5 protein-coding genes are annotated in these 15427 nt (G+C 70.4%); all 5 read left to right on the plus strand.

What is annotated here, in order from left to right; translation table 11 throughout:
• Nucleotides 1-6: 6 nt before the first annotated feature.
• The 5 genes from QZM35_RS18250 (at nucleotide 7) to QZM35_RS18270 (ending at nucleotide 15423) form a co-directional block, all read left to right on the plus strand.
• On the plus strand, nucleotides 7-2238 hold the full coding sequence (locus tag QZM35_RS18250; protein WP_089425074.1) for a peptidase domain-containing ABC transporter: 2232 nt from the start codon (nucleotides 7-9) through the stop codon (nucleotides 2236-2238).
• A 3-nt stretch (nucleotides 2239-2241) separates the two neighbouring features.
• Nucleotides 2242-3669 carry a TolC family protein gene (locus QZM35_RS18255; protein ID WP_301776554.1) on the plus strand — a complete coding sequence of 476 codons (1428 nt, stop codon included), beginning with the start codon at nucleotides 2242-2244 and terminating at the stop codon, nucleotides 3667-3669.
• Nucleotides 3651-5273 (plus strand): acyltransferase domain-containing protein, encoded by a 1623-nt coding sequence (locus QZM35_RS18260; protein WP_301776555.1) that lies wholly within the window; start codon nucleotides 3651-3653, stop codon nucleotides 5271-5273. The genes QZM35_RS18255 and QZM35_RS18260 overlap by 19 nt, the downstream gene beginning before the upstream one ends.
• A 74-nt stretch (nucleotides 5274-5347) precedes the next feature.
• Nucleotides 5348-11374, plus strand: a complete 6027-nt coding sequence (locus QZM35_RS18265) for an SDR family oxidoreductase (protein ID WP_301776556.1) — start codon at nucleotides 5348-5350, stop codon at nucleotides 11372-11374.
• A complete protein-coding gene (locus tag QZM35_RS18270; RefSeq protein ID WP_301776557.1) occupies nucleotides 11371-15423 on the plus strand; it encodes a cytochrome P450 in 4053 nt (1350 codons plus the stop codon). The genes QZM35_RS18265 and QZM35_RS18270 overlap by 4 nt, the downstream gene beginning before the upstream one ends.
• Nucleotides 15424-15427 lie beyond the last annotated feature (4 nt).

Genomic DNA, 15427 nt, shown 5'->3' on the forward strand with positions numbered 1-15427 from the left:
TCGCGCATGGCATTACTCGATCGACTCTCGTTCGGCCTCGGCCGCCGGCTGCCGATGATCCTGCAGACCGAAGCCGCGGAATGCGGGCTCGCGTGTCTCGCGATGGTGGCCGGCTATCACGGTCACCACGTGGATCTCGCGACGCTGCGCGGCCAATTCCCCGTCTCGCTGAAGGGCGCCGGCCTCGCTCGCGTGATCGAGGTCGCGCAGCGTCTCGCGCTCGGCACGCGCGCGGTGAAGCTCGACCTGGCGCAGCTCGGGCAGCTTCGCCTGCCGTGCCTGCTGCACTGGAATTTCAACCACTTCGTCGTGCTGAAGGAAGTGAACGGCAAGACCGCGACGATTCACGATCCGTCGCACGGCGTCCGCAAGGTGCCGCTCGCCGACGTGTCGCGCGCGTTTACCGGCGTCGCGCTCGAGCTGTGGCCGGCCTCCGGCTTCGCGCCGCGTGCGGCGCGTCCGGCGGTCAAGCTGCGCGAACTGCTGGGCCCGGTGTCGGGACTGTCGCGCTCGCTCGCGCAGATCCTGGGGCTGGCAATCGCGCTGGAAGTGTTCATGCTCGTGCAGCCGTTCTTCCTGCAGTGGGTGATCGACGAAGTGATCGTCAGCGCCGATCGCGACCTGCTGACGGTGCTGGCGCTCGGTTTCGGCCTGCTGCTGCTGATGCAGCAGGCGACCGGCGCGATGCGTGCGTGGGCGCTGATGTATGTCGGCGTCACGCTGAACATCCAGTGGCGCGCGAACGTGTTTACGCATTTGCTGAGCCTGCCGGTGCGCTATTACGAGCGGCGTCATCTCGGCGACGTCGTGTCGCGCTTCGGTTCGATCGACACGATCCAGCAGACGCTGACGACGTCGTTTCTCGGCGCGGTGATCGACGGGCTGATGACGATCGTCACGCTCGCGATGATGTTCGTGTACAGCCGCGTACTCGGCGTGGTCGCGCTCGCGACGATGGCGCTGTACGCGCTCGTCCGATGGATGTGGTACGCACCGCTGCGGCGCGCGACCGAGGATCAGATCGTGCACGCGGCCAAGCAGCAGAGCCATTTCCTCGAGACGGTGCGCGGCGTGAAGACGATCAAGCTGTTCAATCGCCAGACGGAGCGCCGCGCGAGCTGGATCACGCTGCTGGTCGAGCAGGTCAATGCGGGCCTGCACGTGCAGAAGCTGCAGATCTTCTACCAGCAGCTCAACGGCCTGCTGTTCGGCATCGAGAACGTGCTGATCATCTGGCTCGGCGCGCGGATGGTGATGGACGGTCAGTTCACGGTCGGCGTGCTGATGGCGTTCAACGCGTACAAGAGCCAGTTCGACAGCCGCGTCGGCAGCCTGATCGACAAGTATTTCGAAGTCAGGATGCTGCAGCTGCAGGGCGAGCGGCTGGCCGACATCGTGTTCGCGCAAGCGGAGCCGGACGCGAGCCTGCGCAACGTGCCGGGCGAGGCCGAGGCGCTCGACGCGAGCATCGAGATCGACGGCCTGTCGTTCCGTTACGCAGACGGCGAGCCGCTGGTGCTGGACGGTGTGAGCGCGACGATCGCGGCCGGCGAATCGGTCGCGATCGTCGGGCCGTCCGGTTGCGGCAAGACGACGCTGATCAGCGTGCTGCTCGGGATTCACGAACCGACGGGCGGCACCGTGCGGATCGGCGGCCTCGACGTCGCGCGGCTCGGCATCGACCGGCTGCGCGGGCTCGTCGGCACGGTGCTGCAGGACGACGTGCTGTTCGCGGGCTCGATCGCGGACAACATCAGCTTCTTCGACCCGGAGGCGGACCCGCAGTGGGTGGCCGAATGCGCGCGCATCGCGGCCGTGCACGACGACATCGCCGCGATGCCGATGGGCTACAACACGCTCGTCGGCGACATGGGCACGGTGCTGTCCGGTGGCCAGAAGCAGCGCGTGCTGCTGGCGCGCGCGCTGTACAAGCGGCCGGCCATTCTGGTGCTCGACGAGGCGACGAGCCATCTCGACGTTCAACGCGAGAAGCAGGTCAACGTGGCCGTCACGCAGCTCGCGATGACGCGGCTCATCGTCGCGCACCGGCCGGAGACGATCGCGTCGGCGCAGCGCGTCATCATGCTGCAGGGTGGCAAGATCGTGCTCGACCAGTCGACCGAGGCGCTGCGCGCGGCGGCCGCGGCGAAGGCGTCCGGCAGCGTGCCGGCCGCATCGCCCCAGGCGATGCACGCGACGCACGATGCCGGTTCGGCACAGCCGGTCGCGGGGCGCTAGACGATGACACGCGCTCTCGCCATCGTGTCGGCCGCCGTTGCATGCGCGGCATTCGCGTCGTCCGCAGGCGCGCAGATGCTCGACGTCTATCGCACGCGCGACGATGTCGCGGCGACGCAGGCCGGGTCGATGGCGTCGGCGACCGCGTGCGGCGCACCGCACGTCGACGGCCGCCCGCTCGCGCTCGAGGATGCGATCCTGCAGGCCATCTGTGCTCATCCGCAGTTGACCCGGACGTGGTCGGACGCACGCGCGGCGGCGGCCGAGGTCGGCGTGTCGAAGGCCGCGTACTGGCCGACGCTGAACGCGACGGCCGGCATCCAGCGCGACAACCTGACGACGGACTACAGCGGCGGCTTCTCGCAGAACCAGCGCAGCAGCAGCCGCTACGGGATGCTCAACCTGAGCTGGGTGCTGTTCGATTTCGGCAAGCGCGGCGCGAATCTCGATCGTGCGCGCGCGCTGCTGCGCGCGGCCAACGCCGCGCACGACGATACGTTGCAGAGCGTCTTCTACGACGCGGCGCAGGCGTTCTATGCGCTGCGCGACGCGCAGGCGGCGCTCGAGGCGGCGCAGGCCGTCGAGCGCGCGGCGCAGGAGAGCTTCGCCGAAGCCACCGCGCGTCACGACGGCGGCGCGGGCACGCTCGGCGACGCGTTGCAGGCCCAGACGACCTATCGCAAGGCGCTGCTCGACCGTGTGAGCGCGGAAGGCGACCTGCAGAACGCGATCGGCACGCTCGCGACGACGCTCGGCGTCGATGCCGACACGCCGTTGCGCATCGCCGACGCGGAACCGTCGCCCGATCGCGACGACTTCACGCGCGGCGTCGCCGACCTGATCGCCGAAGCGAAGCGCCATCACCCGAAGCTGATCGCCGCGCGCGAGAAGCTCGAGGCCGCACGCGACCAGATCCGCTCGGTGCGGGCGCAGACGCTGCCGACGATTTCGCTGACGGGCAGCCTGTCGCGCAACAACCCGTCGTACCAGCAGCAGCCGTCGCTGTTCCAGATCCAGAGCAGTCACGGCAATTCGATCGGCATCCAGGTGTCGATTCCACTGTTCGAAGGGTTCGCGTCCGGCTATCGCGTCGCGGAGGCGAAGGCGCAGGCCGATGCGCAGGAAGCCGATGTGCGCAGCACCGAACTCAAGGTGTCGCTCGACGTGTGGAAGAGCTACCAGAGCCTGCAGACCGACACGACGAACCTCGACAACTCGCAGCATCTGCTCGACACCGCGCTGCATTCGCTCGACATCGCGCGCGGCCGTTACAAGGCCGGCGTCGGCACGTTCACGGAACTGTTGAATGCGCAGTCGGCGCTCGCGGATGCGCGCCGGCAGCGCGTGCTCGCGGTGTCGAAATGGCGCACCGCGAGACTGAAGTTGGCCGAGAGCCTCGGGAGATTGGGATTATGGAACGACGCGAGTTGATTCATGCGGGGCCGGAGGCGGGCGGCGCGCAAGCGCGCGGCTGTGCGTTCCTGTTCCCCGGACAGGGCGCGTTCTACGCGGGCGCGCTGCGGCAGCTCGCCCGCGAGCACCGCAGCGTGCGGCAGACGCTCGACACGATCGACGCGATCGCGAGCGAACGGCTCGGCCGGCCGCTGACCGGCGCGCTGTGGCGTGACGACGCGGGGCTCGACACGTGGCTGCGCGATGCCCCCGATTTGCTGCAGCTCGGGATCTTCGGCGCGTCGGTCGGGATGTTCGGCGTGCTGCACGCACGCGGCGTCGTGCCCGACGTGCTGATCGGACACAGCTTCGGCGAGATCGCGGCGCTGGTGTGCGGTGGCCTGTATTCGATCGAGCAGGGTGCGCACATCGTCTGCGACCGGATTGCGTCGCTGCAGGCGGCCGCGCCGGCAGACGGGATGATGGCCGCGATTTCCGCGGGCGCCGACGCGACGCGCGAGCTGATCGATGCGAGCGCCTACACGCATGCGGTGCGCAACGTGTGCGTCGCGGTCGAAAACCATCCATCGCAGACCGTCGTGTCGGGCCCGCGCGATGCGCTGGAATGCTTCGTCGCGGTCTGCGCGGCGCGCGGCGTGACCGCTCAGGCGATCAGGTCTCCGTATGGATTTCATCATCCGGACCTGGCCGGCGCGCGTGAACAGTTTGCCGCGCGGCTGGCCGCCTATCCGCATCGCACGCTCGCGATTCCGGTGTATTCGCCGATCCTCGGGCGCCGCTACAGCGCCGCCGACGATCCCGGTGCGCGGCTCGCGTCGCATTTCGTGCTGCCGGTTCGGTTCGCGGATGCGATTCGCGCCGCGCGCGCGGACGGCATCGGGCGCTATGTCGAATGCGGCGCGCTCAACACGCTGGCGCGCATCGTCGTGCGCATCGCGGGGCCCGGCACGGTGAGGACGTTCGGCGGCCCGTCGAACGCGACAGAGGAATCGAGCGTCGTCACGACGATCACCCGATATTTCCAGGAGGACAGCATCATGAAAGACGATATTCGCATCGACAACGCCGGGTCCGGTTTCGACGCGTTCTGGCATGCACGCGGGCCGCACATCGTCGACTGGCTCAAGGGCGAACTGCGTCGCGCATTCGACGCGGCGAGCGCGGCACCGGCAGGCGCCGCACCGAGCGCGACGTCGTTCGCGCCGCAGCCGGAGTCGAGCGTCGCACCTGCGCCGCGGCTGGCCGCCGTCGGCGGGCCGGCGTTGACGGCGGCGCCGGCACCGTCGGTCGCACACGAACCGTTCGCGGCGGCGGCTGCCGCGGCTCGCGCTCCCGCTCCCGCGGCGGCAAGACCCGCACACGTGCCGCGCGAGCGGCTGTTCTCCGAGCTCGTCGATATCTATGCGCAGGCGATGGAGTATCCGGCCGAGGTGTTCTCCGAATCGATCGAACTCGAGGCCGAACTCGGCATCGACTCGGTCAAGCAGACCGAGATCATCCAGCGCATCACGGCGCGCTACGCGCTGCCGCCGCTGCCCGCGAATTTCCGCAGCGGCGATTTCAAGGCGATGGGGCAGATCGTCGATTTCGTCTACGAGAACCAGGGGAAGGCAGCCGCCTGACGGCGGCGGACCGAAACGGTGATCGGCAGGGGGGCCCTGCCCGAAATGACACATTCTCGATAGGCAGGCGATCCATGTCGAATACCAGCATGCGCGGCAAGCTCGTTCTCGTGACGGGCGGTGCGAAAAACGTGGGCAAGGCGATCTGCAGGCGGTTCGCCGAGCAGGGCGCGCACGTAATCCTGAATTTCTTCCACTCGCTCGACGCGTCGAAGGAGACCGCGGAGGAACTGCGCGCGCTCGGCGCGACGGTCGACGTGATCCGCGCGTCGGTCGCGCAGCAGGCGCAGGTCGACCGGATGTTCGACGAGATCGAACGGCGCTACGGCCGCCTGGACGTGCTCGTCAACAACGCGGCGTCCGGCGCGCTGCTCGGCGTCGACGAGATCGGCGCCGAGCATTTCGATCGCGCGCTCGACACCAACCTGAAAGGCGCGTTCTGGTGTGCGCGACGTGCCGCGGCGCTGATGGCGCGCTCGGGCGGCGGCGCGATCGTCAACGTGTCGTCGGTGGGGGCGACGCTCGTGCCGGCGAACTATCTCGTCGTCGGCACCGCGAAGGCGGCGCTCGAGTCGCTCACGCGCTATCTCGCGGTCGAGTACGCGGGCCGTGACATACGCGTGAACGGCGCATCGTCCACGCTGATCGACGGCGACGTCGCCGCGCAGTTTCCGGACCCGGAGAACACCAAGCGCTCGAGCATCGCGGCGACGCCGCTCAAGCGACTCGCGCGCGCGGAAGACCTCGCGGATCTCGTCGTGTTTCTCGCGTCGGACGCGGCGCGCTGGATCACCGGGCAGGTGGTCGTCGCGGACGGCGGGCTGTCGCTGTGCAGCGAGGGATTGTCGCCGCGCGCGGAATGGGCGACGGCGGCGCCGGCTGCGAATGCGGGCGACGATACGGTTGCCGCGGCCGCGCGGACGGCACACGCACCGGCCGCACGGGCCGATCACGCCCCCGCCGGCGACGACAGCGACGACAGCGAGGATAGCGACGACATCGCCGTGGTCGGCATGGGCGTCGCGCTGCCCGGCGCGAGCGATCCGGAAGCATTCTGGCGCGCGCTGCTGGACGGCCCCGAGCTGTTCGGCAACGTGCCGCCGGATCGCTGGGATTACCGCTCGTTCTACTCGCCCGATACGTCGGCGGAGGACAAGAGCTATCAGTCGCGCTCGGTGTTCATCGAGCGGTTCGAGCCGTGCCCGACGGTGCGCGCGGAGCTCGACGCCGGCACCGCGCCGCGAGAGCTGACGACGCTGTGGCTGCGCCACGCGCTGTGCCAGTCGCTTGTCGGCGTGACGCTGCGCGACGCCGATCGCGTCGCGTTCCTCGTCGGCTATACGGCCGACGGCAGCCAGCATCTCGAAGAGGGCATGGTGCTGGCCGCTGCCCGCGAGCGCCTGAACGCGGTGCTGATCGACGCGGGTGTCGATGCGGCCGAGCGCGCGCGTCGCGTGGCCGCGATCGATGCGGTGCTGAGCGCGCGCTATGCGCGCGGCGCCGGCGAGCTCGCCTCGTTCTTCCCGCACCGCGTCGGCCTGAACGCGATGAAGGGCGTGCTGCCGGACGACGCGCAAACCATGATGGTCGATACCGCCTGTTCGTCGTCGCTGTATTCGATCGATCTCGGGATCAAGGCGTTGCTGCTCGGCCAGCAGGACGTGGTCGCGTGCGGCGGTGCATTCGCGCTCGCGCCGCGCGGCTCGATCCTGTTCTCGAAGCTGCACGGGTTGTCGCGCAGCGGCGAGGTGCGGCCGCTCGATCGCAACTGCGACGGCGTGCTGTTCGCGGACGGCGCGGGCGTCGTAATCCTGAAGCGCGTCAAGCGCGCGCGCGCGGACGGCGACCGCATTCTCGGCGTGCTCAAATCGTTCGGCTCGTCGTCGGACGGCAAGGGCAAGGCGATCTATGCGCCGAATTCGGCCGGCCAGCGTATCGCGATCGACCGCGCGTACGCGCGCACCGCGACGGTGCCCGCCGACGTCGACTGGGTCGTTGCGCACGCAACCGGTACGCCGGCCGGCGATCTCGCCGAATTCCAGAGCCTGCGGGATGCGATCCGGCGCGACCGGCCGGTGCAGCTGACGTCGAACAAGTCGCTGGTCGGACATACGGGCTGGGCGGCCGGCGTCGTGTCGGTGATCCAGGTGCTGCTCGGCTTGCGGCATCAGATGATCCCGCCGCAGCATCGCTTCAGCGAACCGCCGCCGGAGTTCGACCTTGGCGGCACCAGCCTGCGGATTCCGGTCGCGCCGGTACCGTGGCCGGCGCGGCGCGAATCGGCGCGCGTCGCCGCGGTGTCCGGGTTCGGCTTCGGCGGGACGAACGGGCACCTGATCGTGTCGGAATACCGCGAGGATCTGCCGGCCGGCGCGGCGAGCGGCCGCTTCAAGCGCGAGCCGCTCGCGATCGTCGGATGGTCGGCGAAGTTTCCCGGCCTCGACGACGACGCGCAGGTCGCAGCCTGGCTGCGCGGCGAAGGCCGCGCGCCCGACGCGAGCTTCGGGGTCGGCTATCCGCTGCCGAGCTTCGCGCGCGTGAAGATGCCGCCGGCCGTGCTGCGCGCGCTCGACCGCTGCCAGCTGATGGCGCTCGATGCCGCACACGACCTGCGCGAACGCCTCGGCCCGTTCTGGCGCGAGCACGCGGACACGATCGGGCTCGTGATGGGGCACATGGGGCCCACGCGCAACGCGGCGCTCTACGCGAGCCGCTGCTATCTCGACGACATCGCGACCGCGGTGCTCGACGCGACGCGGCCGGACGAGCGCGCGGCGACCGAACGCCTCCTGAACGGCCTGCGCGAGGCGACGAAGCAGCTCGTCGCGCCGACGACCGAGAATTCGTTCCCGGGGATGATGCCGAACGTGATTCCGGCGCGCGTCGCGAATTATCACGACCTGCACGGGATGAACATGACGGTCGACGCGGGGCATGCGTCGACGCTGGCCGCATTCGAGGCGGCCGAGCGCTTTCTGTGCAGCGGCGAACTCGACATGGCGATCGTCGGCGGGATCAACGGCAACTCGGCGGAAGAGGTGCGCCCGGCGTTCGACCTGCCGCTCGCGGAAGGCATCGTGCTGTTCGCGGTGACGACCGTGCGGCGGGCGCAGGCCGAAGGGCTGCCGGTGCTCGCGGTGGTCGGCGGCGGCGACGCGCGGGCGGCCGTCGAACCGGCCGCGCCGCGCGACGCAATGGGCCGCGCGGTCACCTATGCGGGCGCCGACTCGGCGATCGACGTGCTGCGCGCGGTCGTCGCGCGTGAGGCCGGCACGACGCTCACGCGCGACAGCGGCCGCGATCGTGCGCGCTATGCGCTGCACGTCGCCTGCGACTGCGCGGGCACGCAAGCGGCCGCGTCAGGCGAGGCGCATGGCGCGGCGACGCATGAGCTGTCTGCCCACCGGGCGGCGCCAGCCGCCGCTTCGATCGCGCCGGCCAACCCGTGCGCCGCACCCATTTCCCCCGGCGCCTTGCTGCACGGCACGCTGCGCCGGACCGGCGTCGCGGCCGACGGCGAGCCGCTCGGCGTCGCGCGCTACCGGATCGAATGGCGCGACGCGCCGTGGCGGCCCGCGGGGCAGTCGACGCCGTTCATCACGCCGCGCTGCGTGATCGTGACCGACATGCCGGAAGTCCTGGCCGCGCAGGCCGAGCCGGGGCCCGGTTGCGTGGTGCTGTCGACGCGGCCGTTCGCCGCCCGCAGGCCGGGCTGGCACTGGATCGAGCGGATCGACGCGGCGGCGCTCGACACGCTGCCCGACGACATCGGCCACGTGCGCGTGCTGACGTCGCTCGACGCCGGCGCGCTCGCACCGGACGCCGCCGCGCCGGCCGCACCCGCGCGGCTCGCATTGCACGACCTCGCGTTCCTCGCGATCAAGCGTTGCCACGACGCACTCGAGCGCGACGGCACGTTCGTCGCGTTGCTGCTCGACGCGCTCGTGGGCGACGTGCCGCATCCGGATGCCGGCCTGTTCACGGGCCTCGTGAAGGCGCTCGCGATCGAGATGCCGAAAGCCCGCCCGGTCGCGGTGCTCACCGATGCACGCACGCTGCCCGATGCGTTGCGCGATGCCGAGCGCGAGAGCGGCGCACGGCACTGGCTGCCGGTCGTCGCATTGGGCGCGGGGCGGCGCCGCACGCCGCGCGTGATCGAGGAAGCAGGCGAGTTGCGTGCCGACGAGCGGCTGTCGCTTGGCCAGGACTCGGTCGTCGTCGCGATCGGTGGGGCGCGCGGGATCACCGGCGAGCTGATGAAGACGCTCGCCGCGCACGTGCGCCCGACGCTGTACCTGATCGGCAGCAGCGCGCTCGACGTGGTCGATGCGGTGTGGCTCGAGATGGACGACGAAGCGTTCGCGAAGAGTCGCCCCGATTACATTCGCCAGCAGAAGGCGCTGCATCCGGAACGGCCGCTGCCGGAAATTATCCGCGCATTCGAACGGCGTGCCGACGCGCGCACGGCGTGCATCAACATCGAAGCGATGCGCGCGTTCAGCGGCGCGCATCGTGTGACCTACGTGCGCGCCGACGTGCTGGACCCGGACAGCGTGAAGACGGCCATCGACGCGATCCTCGCACGCGAGCCGCGCGTCGACCTGCTGGTCAACGCGGCCGGGTTGAACCGTTCGGCGTCGGTGCGCGTGAAGTCGCTCGACGACTTCGTCGCGGTGCGCGACATCAAGGTGCGCGGCTACTGGAACCTGCGCCGTGCGTTCGGCGCGCGGCAGCCGCGGCTGTGGTGCAACTTCGGGTCGTTCATCGGCCTGACGGGCCAGGCCGGCGAAACCGACTACGCGTCGGGCAACGACTTCCTGAACACGCAGGCGTCGTATCACCGCGCGGCGCTCGGCCACGACGAATTCACGATCGGCTGGACGCTGTGGCGCTCGGTCGGGCTGGGCGCGAATCCGGTCACGCGCGCGTTCCTGGAGAAGAGCGGGTTGTTCACGAGCATGCGCACCGCGGAAGGGCAGCATCACTTCATGCGCGAGCTCGGGCTCGGCGAGCGCGCGGCGATGTCCGTCCATCTCGGCGATGCCGAGCGACGCGCGATCGAAACGCATCTGCCCGGTTACTTCGAAACCGACGAACCAGCGCCGGCCGCGGCGTGGGCGCCCGATTTCTATCTCGGCCGCGAGCTCGCGCGCAGCGCCGACAGCGTGACGCTCGAGCGCGTGTTCGATCTCGAGCGCGACGCGTACCTGCAGCATCACGTCGTCAACGGCTTCCCGACGCTGCCCGGCACGTTCGTGCCCGAAGTGGCTGCCGAAGCCGCGCTGCGGCTCGTGCCGGGCCTCAAGGTGGTCGGTTTCGCGGACGCGACCTTCCTGCACTTCCTGCGTGTCTACGATGCGAAGCGGCCGAGCGTGAAGCGCATCCATGCGCGGATCGTGTCGCGCGACGCCGACGCCGTGCTGGTGCACGTGCGGATTGCCGGCGACGTGCTGGCGCCGGGCGGCCAGGTACTCGTGCGCGACAAGCCGCACTTCGAGATCACCGTGCGTCTCGCCGAGACCTATCCGCCGGCGCCGGTGTGGAGCGAACCGGCGGTCGGCACGTTCACGCCCGTCGCCGATCCGTATCACTTCGACGCGGCGCCGGTACGGCTGACCGGCATGTTCGTGTCGACGTCCGACACCGGCATGAGCGAAATGGGCAAGCATGCGCGTTTCCGTCTGAACGTACCAGACGGCGATCCGGTGTTCTCGCGTTTCGTGGTGCCGAGCATCCTGCTCGACGGGCTCGCGCGCGTGGCGGCGCTCGATCATGTCGCGGGCGACTACATCCCGCTCGCGGCGCCGATGTCGATCGGCCGCATCGATCTGTACGAAGCCGGCAACGACTGCGAGCTGTCGGCCCGCCACGCGTCGATCGCGCTGCGCGTGACGCCGCGCGCGTTCGCGCTCGAGGGGCCGGCAAGCAGCGGCAACCGGTTCGTCGCGGTGCGCCCGGACGGCAGGGTCCTGATGCAGATGCGCGACGTGACGGGCATCGTGATCGGCTACGTGCATCGCGTGACGGGTGCGTTCGCCGCGCGTGGCGAAGTCGACGCGCAACGCGCGGCGCAGGCGGCTGCCGAACAGGTGTCCGCATGAGCACGAAGCGTCTCGCGCCCGGCCCGCGCGGCAGCGTCGTGATGGGCAATCTGGCGCAATACAAGCGCAATCCCGTCACGATGCTGCTGAAGCTGCAGCAGCAGTACGGCGACGTCGCCCGCAACCGCCTCGGGCCGTTCCTCACGCATGCGCTCGCGCATCCGGACGGCGTCCAGCACGTGCTGCAGGACAATCACCGCAACTACGTGCGCGGCCGCTTCTACGACAACTTCAAGATGTTCTTCGGCGACGGGCTGCTGACGACCGACGGCGAATTCTGGCGGCGTCACCGGCGCGTCGTGCAGCCGCTCTTTCACCGCAAGCAGGTGGACGCGCACACGGCCGCGGTCGGCGACGCGGCGCTCGCGCTCGTCGAGCGCTGGTCGAGGCGGCCCGCGCATGCGCCGTTCGACGTCGTCGAGGACATGATGCACGTGAGCCTGCGCATGCTCGGGCTGATGCTGTTCAACGCGGACATCTCGCGGCACGCGGACGAGGTCGGGCCGGCCGTGCGCTTCGGCATCGAGGCGATGATGCCGCAGGGCAACCTGAACGATTTCGTGCCGCGCTGGATGCCGACGCCGTTCAATCGCCGGATCGCGCACGCGCGCCGCGGCATCGACACGATCGTCGACGCGATCGTCGCCGGGCATCGCGCGGGGCGCAGCGAGCCGAGCGACGTGATTTCGCTGCTGCTCGCCGCGCGCGACCCCGACACGGGCGCGCCGCTGACCGAGCGCGAGGTGCACGACGAGGTGATGACGGTGTTTCTCGCCGGCCACGAAACGACCGGAAGCGGCATGGCGTGGGGGCTCCATGCGCTCGCGCAGCATCCGCACGTGCTGCGCCGGCTGCGCGAGGAGCTCGACGCGGTGCTCGGCGGGCGCGCGCCCGACGCGGGCGACCTCGAGCGCCTGCCGTATCTGGTGCAGACCGTCGACGAGATCCTGCGCCTGTATCCGCCGATCTGGGGCTTCACGCGCGATCTGGTCGACGACGACGAAATCGGCGGCTATCACGTGCCGGCCGGCTCGTCGGTGTTCATGTCGCCGTACGTCACGCATCGTCATCCGGCGCTGTGGGCCAACCCCGACGCATTCGATCCGGAGAACTTCGGATCGCACGCGCCGGCGCGGCACAAGTATGCGTATTTCCCGTTCGGCGGCGGCATGCGCAAGTGCATCGGCTTTCAGACTGCGCTGCTGCAGATGCGCGTGCTGATCGCGGTCGTCGCGCAGCACGTCGACCTGAGCGCGGTGCCGGGGCATTCGCTCGAGACCGGTGCGACGATCTCGCTGCGCCCGCGCGACGGAATCCGAATGATCGCGAAGCCGCGCTCGCGCGAACGGGTGCCGACGCAGCAAACGGTACGCGACGCGAGTGTGCCGGCCGGGCGCACAGCTGCGTGTCCGTTCACGGGCACGCCAGCGCGACACGTGCAAGCAGGCGCGCCCGAGTCGTCGTGGCAGGGGCCCGATGCGGCGCAACCGGCGAGCGCGGCATCACCCACGCGCACGCCGACGCCCGTGCAGCCCGCCGGCCCGACGCTGGCTCCGGACGTGCTGGCTTTTTTGCAGCGCGACTTGACGACGTACGACGCACGGCAGCGGACCGACGCAGCGCCGACACACCGCTTCACGTGGCGGCCGGTCGAGATCGAGCCGTTGCCCGACGTGCCGGCGGTCGAACTGAGCGGCAAGCGGATCGCGATCGTCAACGGTCTCGGCCGCACGGTCGAGCGCGTGGTCGCGGCGCTGCTGCGCGCGTGCGCGAAGCCGAGCGTGTTCGCGCCGGCCGACGGCGTCGATCCGGCGAGCGCCGCGATCACGTTCGTCGCGCAGTCGGAGCCGTTCGACGGCATCGTCGATCTCGGCGTCGAGGCGCCGTTCTCGCTCGACGGACGCGACCAGTGGGAGGCGCCGTTGCGCCGCACGGTCGCGTTGCTGCAGGCGTGCTACGGCGACTGGGCGCAGGAGGAATCGACGTCGCGGCTGTTTTATCTCGCGCTCACGTGGCAGGACGGACTGATGGGCTACGGCGACGACACGCTCGTGCAGCCGCTCGGCGGCTTGTGGGCCGGGCTCGCGAAGACGCTGCCGCAGGAATTGCCGAACTGCAACGTGCGCGTGCTCGACATCGCGCCCGACGAGACGGGGCGCGTCGACGGATTGATCGTGCGCGAACTTTACCGCTGGGGGCGCTTCGAGATCGGCCATCGCGGCGGGCGCCGCCATACGCTCGTCGCGAGCCGCGACGATCTGCCGGCGCACGCGGCGCCCGACTGGGGGTCGGACGACGTCGTGCTGTTCTCGGGCGGGGCACGCGGGATCGGGTTCCTGGCCGCCTGCGAGATCGCGAAACGTCACCGCTGCACGGTGATCGTCACCGGCCGCGACGCGTTGCCGGCCGGCGACGAGCCGTGGCTCGCGCTCGACGACGCCGGCTTCAAGCGTTACGGGCTCGACCTGCTGCGCCAGGCGACGCCGGAGCGGCCGCCGAAGGCGATCCGGCACACGTTGCGGCAGCTCGAACGGCGTCGCGAACTGAAGGCGTCGCTCGACGCGGTGGCCGCGCTCGGCCTGCCGGTGCACTACCGCGTATGCGACGTGACCGATGCGGCCGCGGTGCGCGCGCTGTGCGACGAATGCGGCGATCGGCTGCGCGGCGTGATCCACAACGCGGGCATCGACCAGCCGGTGCGGTTGCCGCGCAAGCGCGCCGACGAATTCCTCGGCACCGTGCGCGTGAAAGTGCTCGGCTTCATGAATCTTTACGCGGCGGTGCGCGAGCGGTCGCGCGTCGACTGCTTCGTCAACGTCGGCTCGCTGACCGGCCGCTGGGGCGGCATGACGGGCGAGACCGACTATGCGGCGGCGAACGAGGCGCTTGCGCGGCTCGGCTGGTGGGCGCGACGCGACGCCGGCAAGCGCAGCGTGAAGACGCTCGTGTGGCCGACGTGGAACGGTGTCGGGATGATCACGAACCTTGCCGTCACGCGGCGCTACGTGACGCCGATGCGCATCGACGACGGCGTGCGCCACTGGCTCACGGAGCTCGCGGCGCCCGTGGCTTCCGCGGCTTCCGATAGCGGCGAACCGATGTATATGGGCGCGGTCGGCCGCGCGCTGACGCCGATCCAGTTGCGCGGCTTCGACGCGGTCGACGGCTTGCCGAATCTCGGCGAACTCGCGACGCGCCGGCATCACGCGGGCGAGCCGACACGATTCCGGCCGTTCGCGTTCTTCTCGACGCGCTATCGCACGGCCGGCGCACCCTATACGCGCGCATTCCGCTTCGGCGCTCGCGCGGCGATGCCCGCGTCGCTGCTGCTCGAGCATGCGCGCGTGGTGGCCGACTGGGTCGCGCCGCCCGACGGCGAGCCCGCCTACCTGCACGAAGCCGTCGACGTGACGATCGCGCTCGATGCGCTCGCCGACGCGCTCGACGCGCGCGGCGACGTCGTGCTCGACACCGACGTGGCGGGCCGCACGGCGGATGACGGCTGGCGCGTGACGGTCCGCTGCGCATCGGTGGCCGGCCGCGTGTTGCTCAACGCAACGTTCGTGTATCGCAGCCGTCCGCCGGCAGGCTCGATGGTGTCGTTGCCGCGCGATGCGCAACGCGATGCGCCGCGGCCGGTCGCGCATGCGAGCTGGCGCGGCGACCTGTTGCCCGACGCGTGCTGGCGCGATGGAATCGGGCAGGCGCCGGCCGCCGACGCCGACGCGTTGTGGCGTGCGTCGTCCGACGGGGCGGGCGCGGCCGACGACGCGCCGTGCCCGCAGCTCTGGCTGCCCGTCAACCATCTGGAAAACGTGTTGCGCGTGCTGCTCGGCGCGTGGCCCGACGACGGCGAACCGCCGCGCACGTGGCGCATCGGCGGCATCGTGTTCGGCGCGGCGCAGCCCGGCGACGCCGAGATGCTGCTGCGCTATCCGCACGGCCGCTTCGCGATCGGCGATCGCGCGGGCGCGTCGATCGCCGATCTGCACGACGTTCGGCTCGCGGGCGCGACCGACGCGCAGGCCGTGGCCGCGTCGGTTCTTTGAACGG

This window comes from Burkholderia sp. AU45274 (genome assembly GCF_030482505.1).
In the GTDB taxonomy this organism is placed as follows: Bacteria; Pseudomonadota; Gammaproteobacteria; order Burkholderiales; family Burkholderiaceae; genus Burkholderia.

Excerpts from the sequence above, each read along its gene's own strand:
- QZM35_RS18250 (WP_089425074.1), top strand. The coding sequence starts at position 7 with ATGGCATTACTCGATCGACTCTCGTTCGGCCTCGGCCGCCGGCTGCCG.
- QZM35_RS18255 (WP_301776554.1), top strand. The coding sequence starts at position 2,242 with ATGACACGCGCTCTCGCCATCGTGTCGGCCGCCGTTGCATGCGCGGCA.
- QZM35_RS18260 (WP_301776555.1), top strand. The coding sequence starts at position 3,651 with ATGGAACGACGCGAGTTGATTCATGCGGGGCCGGAGGCGGGCGGCGCG.
- QZM35_RS18265 (WP_301776556.1), top strand. The coding sequence starts at position 5,348 with ATGTCGAATACCAGCATGCGCGGCAAGCTCGTTCTCGTGACGGGCGGT.
- QZM35_RS18270 (WP_301776557.1), top strand. The coding sequence starts at position 11,371 with ATGAGCACGAAGCGTCTCGCGCCCGGCCCGCGCGGCAGCGTCGTGATG.